The sequence below is a fragment of the Curtobacterium sp. 18060 genome (assembly GCF_902706105.1).
Classification (GTDB): domain Bacteria; phylum Actinomycetota; class Actinomycetes; order Actinomycetales; family Microbacteriaceae; genus Curtobacterium.
Window position 1 is genome coordinate 51,402 of the sequence record NZ_CACSJV010000018.1, and the last position, 18,632, is coordinate 70,033.

17 protein-coding genes are annotated in these 18,632 nt (G+C 71.2%); 9 read left to right on the forward strand and 8 right to left on the reverse strand.

Translation table 11 applies throughout. From position 1 onward, the window contains the following. Nucleotides 1–35 precede the first annotated feature (35 nt). Complete coding sequence (locus GVL05_RS10600) at nt 36–311, forward strand: protealysin inhibitor emfourin (protein ID WP_159573122.1); 276 nt, start codon at nt 36–38, stop codon at nt 309–311. 155 nt (nt 312–466) lie between these two features. On the opposite strand, the gene GVL05_RS10605 is transcribed toward GVL05_RS10600, so the two are convergent. From GVL05_RS10605 to GVL05_RS10615, 3 genes are all read right to left on the reverse strand, one after another. Then, nucleotides 467–2,710 carry an AAA family ATPase gene (locus tag GVL05_RS10605; protein ID WP_235035935.1) on the reverse strand — a complete coding sequence of 748 codons (2,244 nt, stop codon included), beginning with the start codon at nt 2,708–2,710 and terminating at the stop codon, nt 467–469. Nucleotides 2,711–2,783: 73 nt separating this feature from the next. Beyond that, entirely contained in the window at nt 2,784–3,620 is an 837-nt protein-coding gene (locus GVL05_RS10610; RefSeq protein ID WP_134194182.1) for an aldo/keto reductase, read from the reverse strand. Further along, nucleotides 3,620–3,991: an FKBP-type peptidyl-prolyl cis-trans isomerase gene (locus GVL05_RS10615; protein WP_123293932.1), complete on the reverse strand. Its 372-nt coding sequence runs from the start codon at nt 3,989–3,991 to the stop codon at nt 3,620–3,622. Before GVL05_RS10615 ends, GVL05_RS10610 begins: the two co-directional genes overlap by 1 nt. Nucleotides 3,992–4,060: 69 nt before the next feature. Between GVL05_RS10615 and GVL05_RS10620 the strand changes: the two genes are divergently transcribed. Both GVL05_RS10620 and GVL05_RS10625 read left to right on the forward strand, forming a co-directional pair. Next, nucleotides 4,061–5,380, forward strand: coding sequence for an MFS transporter (locus tag GVL05_RS10620; RefSeq protein ID WP_123293933.1), 1,320 nt, complete (start codon nt 4,061–4,063; stop codon nt 5,378–5,380). Between the two features lie 190 nt (nt 5,381–5,570). Then, nucleotides 5,571–6,656 (forward strand): YihY/virulence factor BrkB family protein, encoded by a 1,086-nt coding sequence (locus tag GVL05_RS10625; protein WP_159573124.1) that lies wholly within the window; start codon nt 5,571–5,573, stop codon nt 6,654–6,656. 58 nt (nt 6,657–6,714) lie between these two features. Here the strand turns inward: GVL05_RS10625 and GVL05_RS10630 are convergent, their stop codons facing one another. The 3 genes from GVL05_RS10630 to GVL05_RS10640 form a co-directional block, all read right to left on the reverse strand. Continuing rightward, nucleotides 6,715–8,205 carry an aspartate ammonia-lyase gene (locus GVL05_RS10630; protein ID WP_132099682.1) on the reverse strand — a complete coding sequence of 497 codons (1,491 nt, stop codon included), beginning with the start codon at nt 8,203–8,205 and terminating at the stop codon, nt 6,715–6,717. A gap of 299 nt (nt 8,206–8,504) precedes the next feature. Next, nucleotides 8,505–8,801: a hypothetical protein gene (locus tag GVL05_RS10635; RefSeq protein ID WP_123293936.1), complete on the reverse strand. Its 297-nt coding sequence runs from the start codon at nt 8,799–8,801 to the stop codon at nt 8,505–8,507. Between the two features lie 55 nt (nt 8,802–8,856). Then, entirely contained in the window at nt 8,857–10,113 is a 1,257-nt protein-coding gene (locus GVL05_RS10640) for an inorganic phosphate transporter (protein ID WP_123938824.1), read from the reverse strand. 117 nt (nt 10,114–10,230) lie between these two features. Between GVL05_RS10640 and GVL05_RS10645 the strand changes: the two genes are divergently transcribed. From GVL05_RS10645 to GVL05_RS10655, 3 genes are all read left to right on the forward strand, one after another. After that, nucleotides 10,231–11,919 (forward strand): sodium:proton antiporter, encoded by a 1,689-nt coding sequence (locus GVL05_RS10645; RefSeq protein ID WP_159573125.1) that lies wholly within the window; start codon nt 10,231–10,233, stop codon nt 11,917–11,919. Between the two features lie 51 nt (nt 11,920–11,970). Further along, complete coding sequence (locus GVL05_RS10650; RefSeq protein WP_159573126.1) at nt 11,971–13,539, forward strand: ABC transporter permease; 1,569 nt, start codon at nt 11,971–11,973, stop codon at nt 13,537–13,539. Between the two features lie 230 nt (nt 13,540–13,769). Beyond that, nucleotides 13,770–14,057 (forward strand): hypothetical protein, encoded by a 288-nt coding sequence (locus GVL05_RS10655; RefSeq protein ID WP_111084562.1) that lies wholly within the window; start codon nt 13,770–13,772, stop codon nt 14,055–14,057. Between the two features lie 30 nt (nt 14,058–14,087). Here GVL05_RS10655 and GVL05_RS10660 read toward each other — a convergent pair whose 3' ends face one another. Next, on the reverse strand, nt 14,088–14,606 hold the full coding sequence (locus GVL05_RS10660) for an 8-oxo-dGTP diphosphatase (protein WP_159573127.1): 519 nt from the start codon (nt 14,604–14,606) through the stop codon (nt 14,088–14,090). Nucleotides 14,607–14,670: 64 nt separating this feature from the next. On the opposite strand from GVL05_RS10660, the gene GVL05_RS10665 reads away from it, so the two are divergent. Next, complete coding sequence (locus tag GVL05_RS10665; protein WP_131845467.1) at nt 14,671–15,021, forward strand: tryptophan synthase subunit alpha; 351 nt, start codon at nt 14,671–14,673, stop codon at nt 15,019–15,021. A 63-nt stretch (nt 15,022–15,084) separates the two neighbouring features. Next, nucleotides 15,085–15,975 (forward strand): aminodeoxychorismate lyase, encoded by an 891-nt coding sequence (locus GVL05_RS10670; RefSeq protein WP_159573128.1) that lies wholly within the window; start codon nt 15,085–15,087, stop codon nt 15,973–15,975. A 111-nt stretch (nt 15,976–16,086) separates the two neighbouring features. On the opposite strand, the gene GVL05_RS10675 is transcribed toward GVL05_RS10670, so the two are convergent. Beyond that, nucleotides 16,087–17,286, reverse strand: a complete 1,200-nt coding sequence (locus GVL05_RS10675) for an amidohydrolase (RefSeq protein ID WP_111084558.1) — start codon at nt 17,284–17,286, stop codon at nt 16,087–16,089. 74 nt (nt 17,287–17,360) lie between these two features. Between GVL05_RS10675 and GVL05_RS10680 the strand changes: the two genes are divergently transcribed. After that, nucleotides 17,361–18,632: Fic family protein (locus tag GVL05_RS10680; RefSeq protein ID WP_159573129.1), on the forward strand; the 1,272-nt coding region annotated here is incomplete at its 3' end.

Consider the following 18,632-nt stretch of genomic DNA (forward strand, 5'->3'; position numbering starts at 1 on the left):
GATCGAGCGCCACGCACCGGCGTACGGTCGGGAGCATGCGCATCGAGGTCCGTCGTTCCGGGGGCTTCGCCGGTACCACGCGGCACTGGCGGGTCGACACCGACACGAGCGCCGACCCCGCGGCGTGGTCCGATGTCGTCGACGCGCTCCCCCGGACCCCCGCGACGGCGACGGCCGGGCTGCCGGTCCCCGACGACTTCACGTGGACGATCACCGTCGAGCGCACGACCGTGACGATCCCGGGTCGCCGCCTCGACGGCGCGTGGGCCGACCTCGTCGCGCGCGTTCGCTCTGCAGGCGACCAGTCCTGAGACGGCGGGCCCGTGCCGGAGCCGCCACGGGCCTCCCGTCCGCCCCGCGCCGGCCGTACCGCCGCGGATCGTGAGCAGGAATGGTCGCCTCCGCGCGGCGAACTCGACCATTTCTGCTCACGAAGTGGCCGCGCGCGATGCGCGAACGCGACCCCTCAGTCGACGTCGATGACCGTCAGGCGCCGCGTCGGACGGGTCATCGCGACGTAGACCGCGGCCGCCGGGCGCGCAGCGTCGGCGCCGACCCGGTCGGGGTCGACGAGCAGCACGCCGTCGAACTCGAGGCCCTTGGCGTCCGCCCCGGTCAACACCGTGAGCGACCCGGCGTGCGGCGAGGCGAGCCCGCGCACGTCGGCCTCGGTGCGCGTGAGCCGCTGCCGGACGGCGTCGACCTCGGACTCGGCGACGATCACGCCGATGGTGCCGGCACCGATCCGCGACCGTTCGGCGTCGGCGACCGACACGACCGTGTCGAGCAGGTCGGCACGGGCGACGCGGACGCGCTCGACGGGGTCGCCGTCGCGCACGGCCTCGTTGCGGGTGACGGTCAGGCCGGCACCGTCGGCGAAGACGCCGGCGGCCTCGACGATCGACCGCGGGGTGCGGTAGTTCACGGTGAGCTGCTCGATGCGGTGGTCGAGCGGCATGAGCGGTGCCCGGCCACGGCGCCGGCGGGCGAGCGCGCCGAGCACGTCGTCCCAGGTGCGCGCGGCCCCGGGCGAGGAGCCCTGCGCCATGTCGCCGACGATCGTGAAGGAGCGCAGCGGGTTGCGGCGTGCGAGCACGCGCCACTGCATCGGCGAGAGCTCCTGCGCCTCGTCGACCACGATGTGCCCGTAGGTCCACTCGCGGTCGTCGGCGGCGCGCTCCGCGGTCGAGCGGGGGTCGCCGCCCTCGGCGAACGAGCCGGCGACCTGCTCGGCGGTGACGATGCCCTCGACGCCCATGTTCTCGATCGCCTGCCGCGCGTTCTCGATGTCACGGTTGCGGCTGGCCTTCGCCGCGCGCTTGGCGGCGCCGCCGGTCGGGTCGAACGGGCCGAGCAGTTCGGCGGCCTCGTCGAGCAGGGGGACGTCCTCGACCGTCCAGGCAGCACCGCGTGCGCGCTGCAGCAGGGCACGGCGTTCCGGGGTCCAGTCCGGGGTCAGCGAGGCGAGCCAGTTCGGACGGGCGTACAGGTCCTCGAGGAACTTCTCCGGGGGCAGCGGCAGCCACGCGGTGTTGAGCAGCACGCGGGCGTCGTAGGAGCTCCGGATGTCCTCGCGCAGGACCTTCTCGTCGGCCTCGTCGACCGTCGTGCCGCGCTCGCGCAGCTGTTCGGCGAGCAGCCGGGTCATCGCGTCGAGCGCGAGCTTGTTGAACGTCACGCGCGCGGCGTTGTGGGGCTTGCCGCGGTCCTGGGCGCGCTTCATCGCGTCGGCCACGAGCTGCGGCGTCACGACGAGCCGCTCGCCCTCGATGTCGAGCGTGACCGACTCGGTCGGCACCACCTGGCGGGAGCGCACGGCGCGGCGCAGGAGTGCGGCCGTCTGCGCGGAGCCCTTCACGGCGGCGACGTCGCGGGAGTCGTGCGTCGTCGCGTGCACCCCCGGGTAGAGCGAACCGAGCGAGGCCATCACGACGCCGGTCTCACCGAGCGACGGCAGGACCTGTTCGATGTACGTCAGGAACGCCGGCGACGGGCCGACCATCAGGACGCCGGAACCCCGCAGCCGCTCGCGGTACGAGTACAGCAGGTACGCGGCACGGTGCAGCGCCACGGCGGTCTTGCCGGTGCCGGGGCCGCCCTGCACGATCAGCACGCCCTCGAGCGGGGAACGGATGATGCGGTCCTGCTCGCCCTGGATGGTGGCGACGATGTCGGTCATCCGGCCGGTGCGCTCGGCGGTCACGGCGGCCAGCAGCGCCCCCTCGCCCTGCAGGTGGGTGCGCTCGTCGTCGTAGAGCGAGGCGTCGAACACCTCGTCCTCGACGCCGACGACCCGGCGGCCCTCGAGCGACAGGTGGCGACGCGAGCGCATCCCCATCGGGTACGCCGCGGTGGCCTGGTAGAACGCGCTGGCACCGGGCACACGCCAGTCGAGCAGCAGCGGGCGGTGGTCGGCGTCGCGGAGCCCCACCCGGCCGATGTACCGGAAGGCGTCCTCGGAGCTGTCGGGCTCGGAGACCTCGAGCCGGCCGAAGACCAGACGGTCCCCCACGCGCTCCAGGGTCGCCACGGTGTCTTCGTAGAGTCGCGCGTACGCATCGCGCTCGCTGCGGCTCTGGTGGTTCCCGCCGACCGCCTGACGACGGGTCTCGGCGAGACGCTGCTCGGCCTCGGCGGTCAGCTCGTCGAGACGGCGGAAGAGGCCGTCCACGTAGCCGCGCTCGCGGTCGATCTCGGTCGGTTCGGACACACGCAACCCTTCGGGAAGAGGGGAATCCAGTGTACTGCCCGCTGGAGGCCCGCAGTTCCCGAAGGGTCGTCGGTCACATCTCTTCGTGCGTGTCCGGGTCTGCGTCCCACAGCCGGCCGCGCTCGAGGCCGGAGATGGCCTGCACCTCGGCGTCGGTCAGCTCGAAGCCGAACACGTCGAGGTTCTCGCGCTGCCGGGTGGCGTCGGCCGACTTCGGCACCGGCACGGCACCGAGCTGGACGTGCCACCGCAGGACGACCTGGCCGGGGGTCACACCGTGGGCCGCTGCGGCGTCGGTGATCGGCTGCTCGGTGAGGAGCTCCGACCGGACGGCGAGCGGGCTCCAGCTCTCGGTCACGATGCCGAGCTCCTGGTGCACCTTCCGCAGTTCTGCCTGCGGGAAGTACGGGTGCAGCTCGACCTGGTTCACGGCCGGGGCGACACCGGTCGCGTCGATGATGCGACGCAGGTGCTCCGGGGTGAAGTTCGAGACGCCGATCGAGCGGACCTTGCCGCTGTCGCGCAGGTCGACGAACGCCTTCCACGTCTCGACGAACTTGTCCACCGACGGGTTCGGCCAGTGGATCAGGTACAGGTCGACGTGGTCGAGCCCGAGGTTGCCCAGGGTCTCGTCGATCGAGCGGTGCGCCTCGTCGTAGCCGTGGTGGCGGCCGGGGAGCTTCGACGTGACGACGAGGTCCTCGCGTGCCACCTCGGACTCGCGGACGGCACGGCCGACGGCGTCCTCGTTGCCGTAGTTCAGCGCCGTGTCGAGCAGCCGGTAGCCGCTCGCGATCGCGGTGCCGACCGCGGCCGCACCCTCGTCGCCGTTCAGGCCGTAGGTGCCGAGGCCGAGCTCCGGGAACCGGTGGCCGTCGTTCAGCTCGATGGTCGGGGCACCGACCTGCATCAGCGCACCCCGAGCAGGTCGATCACGAAGATCAGGGTCTTGCCGGACAGGAAGTGGCCGCCACCGGCGGGACCGTAGGCGAGCTCCGGCGGGACGACGAGCTTGCGGCGACCGCCGACCTTCATGCCGGGGATGCCCTCCTGCCAGCCGCGCACGAGCGCTGCGAGCGGGAAGTCGATGGGCTCACCGCGGTTCCACGAGCTGTCGAACTCCTCGCCGGTCTCGTACTCGACGCCGGCGTAGTGCACCTTGACGGTCGAGCCGGCGGACGCTTCCTCGCCGGAGCCCTCGACGATGTCGGTGATGACGAGATCGGTGGGGGCCGGGCCCTCGGGCGCGTCGAACTCGGGCTTGCTGTTGAGGTCAGTCATGCGATCCAGTCAACCAGAGCGCGGCAACGGCAGACGCAACGGCCACCCAGGCCGCAGAATGGTTCCACCGTGACACGACCCACTCCCGCACCGCCGCGCCGCCGCCTGCTCGCCGACCTCACCCCGCTCCGCCGATCCCCCGCCTTCGCCCGGCTCTGGGCGGGCACCGCGATCGCCGGGATCGGCACGCAGATGACCACGGTGGCGGTCGGGCTCGAGGTGTACGAGATCACGCACTCCACCTTCGCGGTGGCGCTCGTGGGGGTCATCGCCCTGCTGCCGATGGTGGTCGCCGGCCTGTACGGCGGCATGCTCGCCGACGCCTTCGACCGGCGCACCGTCGCACTCGTGTCGTCGATCATCGCCTGGGTCGCGGTCGCCCTCATCGCCACCCACTCGTGGCTCGGGCTGCACAGCGTCCCACTGCTCTACGTCCTGGCGACCGTGAACGCCGTCGCAGCGACCGTCAGCAACGCGTCGCGCTCGGCGATCGTCCCGCGACTCGTCGGTACCGACCTGCTGCCCGCGGCGAGCGCCCTGGGCGGGATCGCCTCGGGGTTCCAGGTCACCGTCGGACCGGCCGTCGCCGGTGTCCTGATCGCGAGCGTCGGGTTCGCGCCGACCTACACGATCGACGTCGTGCTGTTCACCTTCGCGTTCCTCGGGGTGTTCACGCTGCCGCGGATGGCGGCGGACCACGGTGCCCTCCGCCCGGGCCTGAGCTCCCTGGTCGAGGGCGCGCGGTTCCTGCGGAGGTCGCGCAACATCACCATGACGTTCGTGCTCGACATCGTCGCGATGACGTTCGGCCAGCCCCGCGTCCTGTTCCCCGCGATCGGGGCACTCGTCATCGGCGGCGGATCGATCACCGTGGGCACCCTCACGGCCGCCTACGCGATCGGCGCACTGCTGTCGAGCGTCTTCTCCGGACCGCTCGGGCACGTGCGCCGCCAGGGCGAGGCGGTCGGTTGGGCCATCACCGCGTACGGCGCAGCGATCGCGGCGTTCGGCGTCGTCATCGCGCTCGCGCACGTGCTCGGCGGACGCTCGGGCGAGTCGTTCTCGGTCGGGATCCTGCCCGCGCTCGGCCTCGCGGCCCTGTTCCTGGCGGCGGCCGGCGGTGCGGACAACGTCAGCTCGGTGTTCCGGAACACGATCCTGCAGGCGGCGTCGCCGGACGGCATGCGCGGCCGGCTGCAGGGCATCTTCATCGTGGTCGTCACAGGAGGCCCGCGGCTCGGCGACCTCTACGCGGGTCTGGTCGTCGCGGCCGGCATCGCGTACCCGCCGATCATCGGCGGCGTGCTCATCGTGGCGCTCGTCGCACTGCTCCTCCGCCTCGTCCCCTCCTTCCGCCGCTACGACGCCCTGCACCCCCACGCCAACTGACGCCCGAGACTCGGGGCCGCTGCGCCGAGACTCGGCCCCAGCGACAGTCCTCGGGGCGCGCAGCGCGCGATCTGTCGCTCAGCCCGAGACTCGGCAGCGGCCACCGGACGCGACCACGGGACGGCCTGGAGGCGCGTGGCGGCGCCGCCACGGGCCTCCAGGCCGTCACGTGTCGGGTACCGTACAACGCATGCCGGACAGCGCATCGCGCGATCTCCAGCGGACGGGAGTCCGCACCGTCGTCCGGCGCACCTACCACTCGGTCATCCGGCACCGCGTCGTCGACGCAGCGGCGTCGCTGACGTTCTTCGCGCTGCTGACCGTGTTCCCCACCGCGCTGACCGTGGTCTCCGCACTGTCGATCGTCGACCGCAAGGGCGACAGCCTGGCCGACATCATCCGTGTGCTCGGGTTCATCCTGCGCCCGGAGACGGCCGAGCACCTCGAGACCCCGCTGCGCCAGCTGCTGACCCTCGACAACCCGTGGCTCGGCTTCGCGACCGGCGTCGTGCTGACGCTGTGGTCGCTGTCCGGGTACGCGACGGCGTTCGGGCGGGCGATGAACACCTCGTACGAGGTCGAGGAGGGTCGGCGGATCTGGAAGTTCCGCAGCATGATGCTCCTCGTGACCCTGCTCGTGATGGCGGGCGGGGCGATCGCGATCGTGATCCTGCTCGGCACCCCGACGATCTCGGCGGCGATCGTCGCGTCGTTCGGGTGGCCACCGTGGATCGACGACGTGTGGAACGTCGTGAAGTGGCCCGTGCTCGCCGCCGACCTGGTCGTGATGGTCGCGGTCCTGTACTACGCGACCCCGAACGTGAAGACGCCGCAGCTGCGCTGGGTGTCCGCCGGTGCCGCGTTCGCCATCGTCACCTGGGCGCTCGCGACCCTCGGCTTCGCCGTCTACGTCGAGACGATCGGCGGCGGGAACCGTGCGTACGGGTGGCTCGGCGGCGGGATCCTGCTGCTCGTCTACCTGTACATCTCGAACTTCGTGCTCGTGGTCGGCGGTGAGCTCGACTCCGAGGTGATCCGGATGCGGCAGCTCCTGGCCGGCATCGAGGCCGACGAGTCGATCCGGTTGCCGCTGCGCGACGTCACGCGCAACTTCACCCTCGCCCGCTGGCGGGACGCCGACATCGCCGCGGCGCGGAACGTCCGGACCACCGCGGCCCAGGTCGCCGCCGACGAGGACGCCGAGCCGACCCCGGCGCAGGAACACCTGCGCGACGTGGCCCAGCAGGTACGCGTCGGCGAGGCGCCGATGCCCTGAGGAGGGGTCGCGCTTGCGCTTCGTTCGTTGCGCTTCGTGCGCCTGCGCTTCCAGCTCGTCAGCGCTCGCGCGCCGCTCGGTCCAGCATCTCCTCGGTGACCACCGGGATCGCACCGGTCGCGAGCTCGATGCCGGACAGCCGCGCCGGGCTCAGCACGCGCTGCACCTGGTCCTCGTCCATCAGGCCGGCGGCCACGACGAGCGTCGAGATCGGCGTCGACGTGGTCAGTGCGGTGTGCGCGATCGACGCCGCAGCCGCGTAGCCGATGTACGGGGTCAGGGCCGTGACCACCCCGACGTTCGTGTCGACCTGCGCAGCGAGCTTCGCCTCGTTCGCCTCGATGCCCGTCACGCAGTGCTCGCGCAACGTCGCACAGCCCCGTGACATCCACTGCAGCGACTGCAGGATCGAGTGCGCGATGATCGGCTCGAACGCGTTGAGCTGGAGCTGACCGCCCTCGGCCGCCATCGTCACGGTGGTGTCAGCGCCGACCACGGCGAACGCGATCTGGTTCACGACCTCGGGGATCACCGGGTTCACCTTGCCCGGCATGATCGACGAGCCTGCCTGGCGCGCCGGCAGGGTGATCTCGCCGAGTCCCGCCTGCGGCCCCGACGCGAGCAGCCGCAGGTCGTTGCAGATCTTCGAGAGCTTCGCGGCACTGCGCTTCACCGTGCCGGACAGCGTCATGAAGGCGCCGGCGTCACTCGTCGCCTCGATCAGGTCCGGTGCCGTCACGACGTCGATGCCGCTGGCGTCCTGCAGCTGCCGGCGGACCTCGTCGCGGTAGAGCGGGTCCGCCGTGATCCCGGTGCCGATCGCCGTCGCACCGAGGTTCATCTCGGCCAGCAGCGGCAGGACCTTGCGGAGCAGGTCGGCGTCCTCCTGGATCGTGTGCGAGAAGCCGGTGAACTCCTGCCCGAGGGTCATCGGCACGGCGTCCTGCAGCTGCGTGCGGCCGACCTTGAGCACGTCGGCGAAGGCGTTCCCCCGCTCGGCGAACGCCGCGGAGAGCTGCTCGAGCTGCTCGATGAGCCGCCGGGCGGAGAAGATCATCGCGATCTTGATGCTCGTCGGGTAGGTGTCGTTCGTCGACTGGCTGCGGTTCACGTGGTCGATCGGGTGCAGGTACCCGTAGTCGCCCCGCTCGCGGCCGAGGAGCTCGAGGGCCCGGTTCGCCAGGACCTCGTTCGTGTTCATGTTCGTGCTCGTACCGGCACCGCCCTGCACGATGTCGACGACGAACTGCTCACGCAGGGCGCCGTCCCGCACCTCCTGCGCAGCACGGTCGATGGCGTCGGCACGCTCGTCGTCGAGGACCCCGATCGCCCGGTTCGCCCGCGCAGCCGCCTGCTTGACGGTGGCGAGCGCCTCGATGAGGTCCGGGTACACCGAGATCGGCACCGAGGTGATCGGGAAGTTCTCCAGGGCCCGCAGGGTGTTGATGCCCCAGTAGGCGTCGATCGGGACCTCGCGCGACCCCAGCGAGTCGCTCTCGGTACGGGTCTGCGCCCCGGTGGGGGCCTGTGCTGCTTCGTTGCCGGTCACACGTCGAGGCTAGCCCAGTCCGTCCGGCCGGTCCGGGAGCCGGGCGGGAGCGCGCACATGGTGAGCAGGAATGGTCGGGTCGCCGGAACGCACTCGACCATTCCTGCTCACGAAGCGCGCGTCGCGTCAGCGCCGCCCACACCCAGCCGGACGGGAGGCACGGTGCCAGGCCGCCACGGGCCTCCCGTCCGGTGGGCGCGAGCGATCGCGTGCCCGTGGATGGTGAGCAGGAATGGTCGGGTCGCCGGAGGGCACTCGACCATTTCTGCTCACGAAGCGCGCGTCGCGCGCGCCCCGCGTCAGTGGAACTGGGGGACGATGAGGTAGATGCCGTACAGCACGACGGCGCCGCAGACCGCGTAGCAGAGGATCGCGAGCGCACGGAAGGCACGCACCGCGGTCGTCGCTCCGGCGGGGTTCGGGAACCCGGCGGTCGCCGGACCGATCGTGCCGTCGTCCTTCACGGTGAACTTGCCCGCGCGGGTGTCCGCGGCGCTCCAGAACCGGAGACCGACGGAGTACACGGCGACGACGAAGCACGACGAGACCACGGCGACGAGCGCCACGGTGACGAACGCGAACCAGTCGATACCCATCAGCGATCTCCCACCGTGAGGAATGCGAAACGGCGTCCGTCAAGCGCGATACCCATCAGCGACGGCCTCCCTTGCGTGCGGCCATGCGGCGGAGCGTGCGCTCGCGGCTCAGTGCTGCGCGGCGGTCCGCGACGGCGTCGGCGCGCTTCTTGCGCTGCAGATCGCGCAGTTCCTTGCGGGTGTACACGGCGTTCGCGGCGACGTCGACCTCGATGGCCGAGGCACCCTCGTGCGGCTTCCGGAGCGACCACAGGTACAGGCCGAGGATCACGGCGGCGCCGACGATGGCGTCGATGACGAGCCCCATGACGCCCAGACGTGCGATGCCCGATGCCACCGCGCCCACGGCTGCGGCGGCGGGCAGCGTGATGAACCAGGCGATGACGATCTTGCCGGCGGTGGACCACTGGATCTTCGAGCCGCGGCGGCCGAGCCCGGCGCCGATGATCGAGCCGGAGGACACCTGCGTGGTCGAGAGCGCGAAGCCGAGGTGGCTGGACGCCAGGATCGTCGCGGCGGTCGAGGCCTCGGCGGCGAAGCCCTGGGTGGCCCGGATCTCGGTGATGCCGGACCCGAGCGTGCGGATGATGCGCCACCCACCCGTGTAGGTGCCGAGCGCGATCGCCAGGGCACAGGCGACGACGACCCAGAACTGCACGCCCTGGTTCGACGACTGCGCCCCGGAGGCGATCAGCGTCAGCGTGATGACACCCATCGTCTTCTGGGCGTCGTTCGTGCCGTGGGCGAGCGACACCATCGACGAGGTGAAGATCTGCCCGACACGGAAGCCACCGCGCTCGTTCGGGAACACCGGGCGCTTCGTGATCCGGTACGCGATGCGTGTCGACAGGAACGACACGAGCGACGCGATCACCGGGGACGCGAAGGCCGGGATGATGACGACCGTCAGCAGCGCGACGTAGTTCACGGACTGGAACCCGGCGCCGACGATCGCGGCCCCGATCAGTCCCCCGAACAGCGCGTGCGACGACGACGAGGGCAGCCCGCGGAGCCACGTGATCATGTTCCACACGACCGCTCCGATGAGCCCCGCGAAGATCATCTCCGGTGAGATCGCGACGCCGCCCGGACCCTCGTTGATGAGGCCGTGCGAGATCGAGGTCGCCACCGCGGTGCTGAGGAACGCACCGACGAGGTTGAGCACCGCGGCGACCGTGACCGCGACCTTGGGCTTCATGGCCCCGGTCGCGATCGGAGTCGCCATCGCGTTGGCGGTGTCGTGAAAACCGTTTGTGAAGTCGAAGAAGAGGGCCAACGCGATGACCAGGACGACTATGAGTGTGATGTCCACCGCGGGCCAGTGTTCCCCATCGACGGCCTCCGGAGCAAACCTGATCGGCAACCTGCTGTTCACCGGAGCTTCAGACTCGTTCAGATTCGGAACCATGCCGATGCGAGAATGAGTCCCATGGACACCGTCGAGCTCCTCATCCTGTTGGTCGGATCGCTCGCGGTGACCGGGTTCGCACGGGCGAAGGGACTCCCCGCTCCCCTGCTCGTGACGGCGGTCGCGCTCGCAGCGTCGTTCCTGCCGGGGCTGCCCGCGATGGAGATCGACTCCGAGGTGATCCTGACGGTGATCCTGCCGCCGCTGCTCTACTCGGCGGCGCTCGACGTGTCGTGGCAGAGCTTCCGGACGTCGATCAAGCAGATCCGGCGTCTCGGCATCTTCCTGGTCATCGTGACGGCACTCGTGGTCGGCGCGGTGGCGTACTTCCTGATCCCGGACATGACCCTGCCCGCGGCGATCCTGCTCGGTGCGATCGTCGCCCCGCCGGACGCCGTGTCCGCCGCCGCGATCGGTCGCAAGCTCGGGCTCCCCCGCCGGGTGATGACGGTGCTGTCCGGCGAGAGCCTGATCAACGACGCCGCGTCCCTGACCCTGGTGCGCGTGTTCACGCTGATCATCGCCGGGACGTCGCTCACCATCTGGCAGGACCTCGGCATCTTCGGCCTGGCGATCGGCGTCGGCCTGGCCGTCGGCATCGTGCTCGGCGTCGTCGTGCACTGGATCCGGATGCGGCTCAACGACCCCGTGGTCGAGACGATCATGAGCATCCTGCTGCCCTTCGTCGCGTACATCCTGGCCGAGGACCTCTCCGGCTCCGGCGTCATCGCGGTCGTCACGGCCGGCCTGTACATCGGCTACAACTCGCCGAAGGAGGGCTACGCCACCCGCCTGCAGGAGCGCCCGCTGTGGACCAGCATCGACGTCATCCTCGAGGGCTTCGTCTTCGCCCTGATCGGCCTGCAGCTCAACACCGTGGTGCAGGACCTGGTCGAGAGCGAACGGAGTCTCGGCCAGACACTCACCGCCGCGGCCGTGGTGCTCGGCGTCGTGATCCTGGTGCGGCCCCTCTTCATCTTCGAGTCGTACGTGCGCAACCGCTTCAACGGGCGATGGCTCCGTCCGCTGCGCATCAAGCTCTCCCGGGGCCACCCGTCACTGCGGTGGATGCGCGGGACGGCCGAGCCGAAGCTCAACTGGCGCGAGCTCACCGTCATCTCGTGGACCGGCATGCGCGGCGTGGTGACCCTCGCCGCCGCGGTGTCCGTGGTCGCGAGCCCGACGCAGATCCCCGCACAGGACACGATCTTCATCATCGCGTTCTTCGTGACCGTCGGCACCCTGCTGCTGCAGGGCCTGACCCTGCCCCTCGTCATCCGTGCACTCAAGGTGCAGGACCCGGCCGAGGGCGAAGAGGACGTCCGGAGCGAGATGCGGCTGAACCAGCGCACGACCGAGGCCGCCATCGAGCTGCTCGAGAAGCGACGGCCGGACTGGTCGAAGCAGTACGGCGCCGTCGCCGTCGACTCCGTGGTGAACCGGCTGAAGGCACGGCTCGAGCGGCAGGTCGAGACGTTCCGGCAGGACGCCCTCGAGGAAGAGGTCGAGGAGCGCAACGCCCCGATGCGCCTGCGTGGCTCGCAGATCCAGGACATCCGGCGCGAGCTGCTCGACCGACGACGCGAGATCGTGCTCGAGGAGCGCGAGAAGGGCAACCTCGACGAAGAGGTCATGCGCCGCGTGCTCGTGACCCTCGACGCCGAAGAACTCGCGATGGACTCGGCGCAGGCGTCACGCAGCCGCTCCTGAGGGCCTCGGCGTATCCTGGCGCTCCGTCCGAGAACAGGAGCACAGCGCCGAGTGAGCACGCCGCGGAACGACGTCAACAGGAACGACGACACCCCGGACCGTCCCGGAGGGTCCCGGCCGACGTCGGCGCCGAAGCCACGCAGCACCCGGCCCTCGGCCCGCGGGACCAAGCCCCGTCGCGGCGCGAAGGTCGCCGGTTCCACCCGACCGGCTCCGCGCCGACAGGCACCCGTGCCGGCACCGCAGCAGCACGGTGCGTACCGCCGCTGGTACTCGACGTTGCACCCCTCGCTCCAGCTCATCGGCCTGCAGCTCTGGATGCCGCTGTTCTTCATCGTCGGCTTCTGCCTCTGCTACGTCTTCGCGTTCCACGCACCGCACCCGCACGACGTCCCGATCGCGCTGGTCGGCAGCGACCCGACACTCGTCGCTGCGGTGCAGAAGGCCTTGCCGGGCGAGTTCGTGTTCCACACCTACGACTCCCTGGCCGCAGCGAAGCGTGACGTCATCGCCGGCTCGATGGCGGTCGCGTACGACCCCGCGACGAACGAGTTCTTCAAGGCGAGCGCCCACCAGTTCCAGGTCGCGAGCCTCGTACCGGCGACGCTGACCGCGGTCCTGACCGGGATCGGGGTCGCGACCCCGAAGATCACCGAGCTCGCTCCCCTGCCCGCGTGGGACGAGTACGGCACCGTCCCGATGTACGTCATGCTCGCCTGGTGCATCGGCGGCTACATGGTCGCGATGTTCATCGGGATCATGGGCGGCCCGCTCCGGCACCGCACCCGCATGACCGTCATCGTCGTCGGCGGCCTCGTCATCTCCCTCATCACGAACACCCTCGCCGGTCCGGTCGTCGGCGCCATCCACGGCCACTGGATCCAGCTCGTGCTCATCGCGTGGGGGTGGATCGTCGCGATCGGTCTCGCCGTCAACGGGCTGAGCTACTTCGTCGGCCGGTTCATCGCCGCCCCCGCCATGATCTGCTTCGTCTTCCTGTCGATGCCGTCGTCCGGTGGGGCGTACCCGAAGTGGTTCATGCCGGAGCCGTTCGCCTGGCTCAACAACGTCGTCGTCGGGTCGAGCATGGTCGACATGATCAAGCACCAGATCTACGGCGTCGGCCCCGGCCCGGCCCGCGGCCTGATCACGATGGGCTGCTACGCCGCGGTCGGCCTCGTGCTCATGTACTTCGGCAAGAAGTGGTGGGAGCGCCGACGCATCCGCGCCATCGTCACGGGGCGGACGACGATGTTCCAGGACGCCAACACCGCGAACCGCGAGTTCCTCGGCAAGGAGCGCGACGCCGAGCTCGAGCGCCACGGCCTCGAGTCCACCGAGACGGGCACCCTCAGCGTCCTGAGTGACGACGATTGGGAGGACGCCCGCGTCGGCGGCGACGTCTTCACCGGCGGCCGCGACGGCCTCGAGACCGAGACCACCCCCACCGGCCGCATCCCCGTGGTGCGGACCGGGGAGCGCACGGGAGGCGCGGGGACCGGACCACGCACACGTGCCGTCCCACGCGCCGAGGGCTCCAGGGCCCCGGCTCGGTCCGACACGTCGGCTCGCGTCGACGCCGGGGACGAGCTCCCGCACGGCCGGCACGCGGACCGGTAGCTCGTTCCTGAGGATCGCACCACTCGCGCAGACCGACTGCGTGCGCATGTTCCGACGATGCACCAGTCGAACGACGCGTGCTCTGTCGCATGATGCACGTGCATCGACTGCGTGCGCATGTTCCGACGATGCACCAGTCGAACGACGGGTGCTCTGTCGCATGATGCACGTGCATCGTCCGTGCCGGCACGAGGACCGGTGAGGCGTCGGCGGCGCGTATCCTGGGGGGCATGAACCCCCGCATCACCTGGCACCGCGTCCTCGTCACCGTCGTCGTCGTGCTCCTCGTGCTGACGGTCGGCTTCTACGTCGCGAGCATCGTGCTCGCACCCGCCGACGGCCGGAACACCGCCGGGCTCTTCGTCGGCTGGGCGATGTTCGCCATGGTCGGCGCGATCGTGTTCGGGATCATCGACTTCTTCGTCCGGCCCCTCGGCGGTCGCAGCGGGGACGCCGAGGTCATCGCCGCCGCCGAGGAAGCACGCACCGGCAGCACCCGCACCCAGCAGACCCGCTGATCCGCTGATCCGCAGACCCGCTGATCCGCTCTACGCGGGCGTCTCGACACCCGTCCCGGTGAAGCCCGCGACCGTCGCGTCGTCGTCGGCGAACGTGAAGCGTGCACGCACCGCACCCCCACGGAGCACCGCCGGTAGCCAGTACTTCGCGTCGTCCCACATCGCCTCGTAGGGGACGTCGGCGACCGGGATCCACCGCGGCTCGAGCTCGTCGGAGCCCGACGGGCTGCCCTGCCAGCGGCGGCACACGAAGACGTCCGAGACCTGGGACCAGGACGGCCGGTACGGGAACCGGTAGTCCAACGTGCCACGGGCCTCCAGGTCGACCGTCTCGAGACGCAGGCCGACCTCTTCGCGCACCTCGCGCACGGCGGTCTCGACCGCCGTCTCACCGGGCTCCCGCTTCCCGCCCGGGCCGACCAGCCGGCCGGTGCCGAGGCCGCGGCGCTTCTCCCCGAGCAGGACCTCGGGCCCGCTCGCGCCGTCGCGCAGCAGGTAGACGACGACCACTCGGGGGTGTTGGGACTTGCTCTCGTCGCGCGGGGTCACCCGTCCAGTCTGGCCGAAGATGTGTCGTACGCTCTTCCCATGGCAGGCGTGCTGCGGGGGCACCATGGCTGAGCCCCGCAAGACCGGGCGCAGCCTCGAAGTGCTGCGCGCCGAGGCGGCGGAGGAGATCTCGATGCTCGTCGAGCACCGGAGCCGTCAGGGCGAGGACCCGTGGGAGTTCATGCCGACGCTCCCCACGGTGGACGAGCAGGTCGTGCTCATCCTCCGGGCCGACGCGGTCGACCTCGACGCCGCGATCGGCAAGCGGCACGCCCAGTGGTCGATGCACCCCGCGTCCGGCCAGGGCACCGCGCTCGGCGAGGAGTACCACCGGTTGCGCCGGATCGCGCTGCAGCACCCCGAGCTCACCCAGGCGGTGTGGAAGCTCATGGGAGCCCTGCCCGACGCGAGCTGACGCGCACGTACAAAGCGCGTCTACGCACAACGTGCGCGGACGCGCGTGCGGTTGGATGGGCGCATGACCGAAACCGTGCTCGCGATCCTCAACCAGCCCTCCCGCGACGCCGCGCCGCACGACCCCGCAGCGGACGCCTTCACCTGGGCGAAGCCGCTCGAGGAGCACCTGCAGGTGCAGGACCTCGGCATCACCCGGGGTGACGGCGTGTTCGAGACGATCACGGTGGTCGACGGTCGTCCGCAGGCCCTCGAGGCGCACCTCGACCGGTTCGGCCGCTCCGCCGCGATGCTCGACCTGCCCGCGCCGGACCCCGACGCCTGGCGGCAGGCGATCGAGGCCGTCTGCGCCCGGCTCGACCCGGTCCGCGAGGCCTTCGCGAAGACCGTCCTGACCCGTGGCGTCGAGGGCACCGACCGACCCACCGGCTGGGTGTACGCCGCGCCGTCCGTCGACTCGACCGCCGCGCGCACCGAGGGCATCTCCGTCGTCGTGCTGGACCGCGGCTACCGACACGACGTCGAGCGCACCTCGCCGTGGCTGCTGCAGGGCGCGAAGACCCTGTCGTACGCGGTCAACATGGCTGCCCTGCGCGAGGCCGCCCGGCGCGGTGCCGACGACGCCCTGTTCGTGTCGAGCGACGGCTACGTGCTCGAGGGCACCCGCGCGAACCTGATCCTGAAGGTCGGCGACCGGCTCGTCACGCCGCGCACCGACATCGGGATCCTGGCCGGCACGACGCAGGCCGACGTCTTCCGCTTCGCCGAGCAGCAGGGCATCGAGACCGCTTACGAACTCGTCACGCTCGCCGACCTGCAGGCTGCCGACGCACTCTGGCTCGTGTCGAGCGTCCGCCAGGCGGCGCCGATCCGCTCCGTGAACGGTGACGCTCGTACGGTCGACGCGGACCTGACGGGCCGCATCAACGAGTTCCTGCTGGCGCGCGAGGTCTGAGCCGGCCGGGTCCGCCGGCCGTCACCACCCAGCGCCCCCGGCGCCACGGACGGGAGGCCCGGATCGCGACGTGCGGGCACGTCGCGATCCGGGCCTCCCGGCTCTCCCCCGCTACCAGCGCGGGGTGGTGACGCCGACGCCGTCCGCCCACTCGAAGACCTGCCGGCCGTCGATCCAGACACGTGTCGCGCGACTGGTCGCGTCGAGCGGGTCGCCGTCCCAGAGCACGAGGTCGGCGTCGTGGCCCACGGCCAGCCGACCGACACGGTCACCGAAGCCCAGGAACTCGGCCGGGTTGACGGTGAGCGCCTCGAGCGCGGTCTGTGCGGGCAGGCCCTCCTTCACCGCGGCGGTGGCCTGGTCGACGAGCATGCCGATCGGCACGACAGGGGCGTCGGTGGTGATCGCGACCCGGACGCCGGCGGCGGCGATGGTGGCGAGGTTCGGGATCCCTCGGTCACGGAGCTCCACCTTCGAGCGGCTCGTGAAGAGCGGGCCGTAGATGACCGGGATGTCCTTCTCGGCGAGCAGGCTGGCGATCTTGTGCGCCTCGGTGCCGTGGTTCACGACCAGGCGGTAGCCGAACTCCTCGGACAGCCGGATGGCGGTGGCGATGTCGTCGTGGCGGTGGGTGTGCTGGTCCCAGACGAGTTCGCCGTCGAGGACCCGGACGAGTGCTTCCTTCGTCAGGTCACGCGCGAACGGCTCACCCTTCGCGGCGGCGGCGTCACGGGCGGCACGGTAGTTCTGGGCCTCGACGAAGGCGTCACGGATGATCTTCGCGACGCCCAGGCGCGTCGACGGCGTCTGGCCCTTGCCGCCGTACACCCGCTTCGGGTTCTCGCCGAGCGCGCTCTTGATGCTCACCGAGTCCGAGATCAGCTGTTCGTCGACGGTGCGCCCGCCCCAGGTCTTGATGGCGACGGTCTGGCCGCCGATCGGGTTGCCGGACCCCGGCTTCACGACGATGCTCGTGATGCCCCCGGCGAGCGCGTCGCGGAAGCCCTCGTCATCGATGTCGATCGCGTCGATCGCACGCACCCCGGCCATGTTCGGGCCGGTCATCTCGTTCGTGTCGTTGCCGGCCTCGCCGTTCGCCTCCTCGTGGATGCCGACGTGGCCGTGCGACTCGACGAACCCGGGGACGAGCCACGCACCGGCGGCGTCCACCACGGTGATCCCCGGGGGCGGTGTGACGTCCGGGCCGATCGCGGTGATGCGGCCGTCCTCGACGACGACCGCGCCGCCGTCGAAGGCGGGGGCGGAGACGGGGACGACGTGGGCACCGGTGATCGCGAAGGAGTTGCTCATGCCACCAACGCTACGCGGACCGGCGAAATACGAATTCCTGGCGTCGGGCGTCCGGGGGTCCCTACGCTCCCGGCATGGTGCATCGGAACGAGACCCCGGACGTCCACGACGGCTCGACCGTGCTCGGGGGCCAGACCGCGCACGGCGGCGTGCTCGTGCACCGCGGATGGCCCGTGCACGGCAGCGCGGAGCGTCCGTGGTGCAGCGCCCGCCGGGGTTCCCGCGCCGACCGGATGACCACGTCCGTCCGCGTGTCGCTGCCGCCGCGGATCGCTCGTGCTCGGTGGGTGCCCGATGCCCGGACCGAGGCGCTGCTCGACCGCGCGGCCGCGGCGCTCCGGTCGCTCGACGTCCACCACGGTTCCCGGCTCGCGCCGCTCGGGTCGGTGATCGGTCGGACCGAGGCCGTCGCCTCGTCGCGGATCGAGGACGAGTCCGCGTCGCTCGACGACTGCGCCCGAGCGCTCGTGGGCATCCGCGCGAACCCGAGTGCGACCGTCGTCGTCCGCGCCGCCGGTGCGATCGAGGGGTTGGTCGCGGCAGCGGACACGGGTGTGATCACCGAGGCCGCGCTGCTCGAGGCGCACCGGCTGCTCATGCGCGACGACCCGGTCGACGGGCGGTACGCCGGGCGCTACCGCAGCGTCCAGAACTGGATCGGTGGCGGTGACACCCCGCGGCTGGCGACGTACGTCCCGCCGCCGCCGGAGCTCGTCGCGCCCCTCATGGCCGACCTGTTCGCGTTCCTGCACCGGACGGACCTGCACCCGATCGCCCAGGCCGCGATCGGGCACGCCCAGTTCGAGTCCATCCACCCGTTCACCGACGGCAACGGCCGGATCGGACGTGCGCTGATCAGCGCCGTGCTGCGACGCCGGGGCGTCACGACGACGGTGACCGCGCCGATCGCCACCGCGCTCGCAGCGGATCGGGGCCGGTACTTCCGGCACCTCGCGCGGTACCGCGACGGGGTCGTGGACGCCCTCGTGACAGACGTCGCGATCGCCATCGGCACCGTGTGCGACGAGGCGACCGTGACCGCCCTGCTGCTCGACGAGCACGCGGCCGACCGGATGGCGGGTCCGTGTGCCACGAGAGCCCACGCCGTCGTCGGACGGGCGCTCTCCGACGACCCGGTCCTGACCGAGGCCCGACTGCAGGACCTCCTCGCCGGTGTCGACGACGCACCTGTCGACGACGACCTGGCCGGCTCCGTAGCCGCAGACCTCGTGCGCGCCGGAGTGCTGCGTCCGGTCACCGAGCGGCGGCGTGACCGTGCCTGGGTCGCACCGGCCGTCGTGGACGAGCTCGAGGCCTTCGAGCAGCGGGTCCGCGCGGGGGTGGCG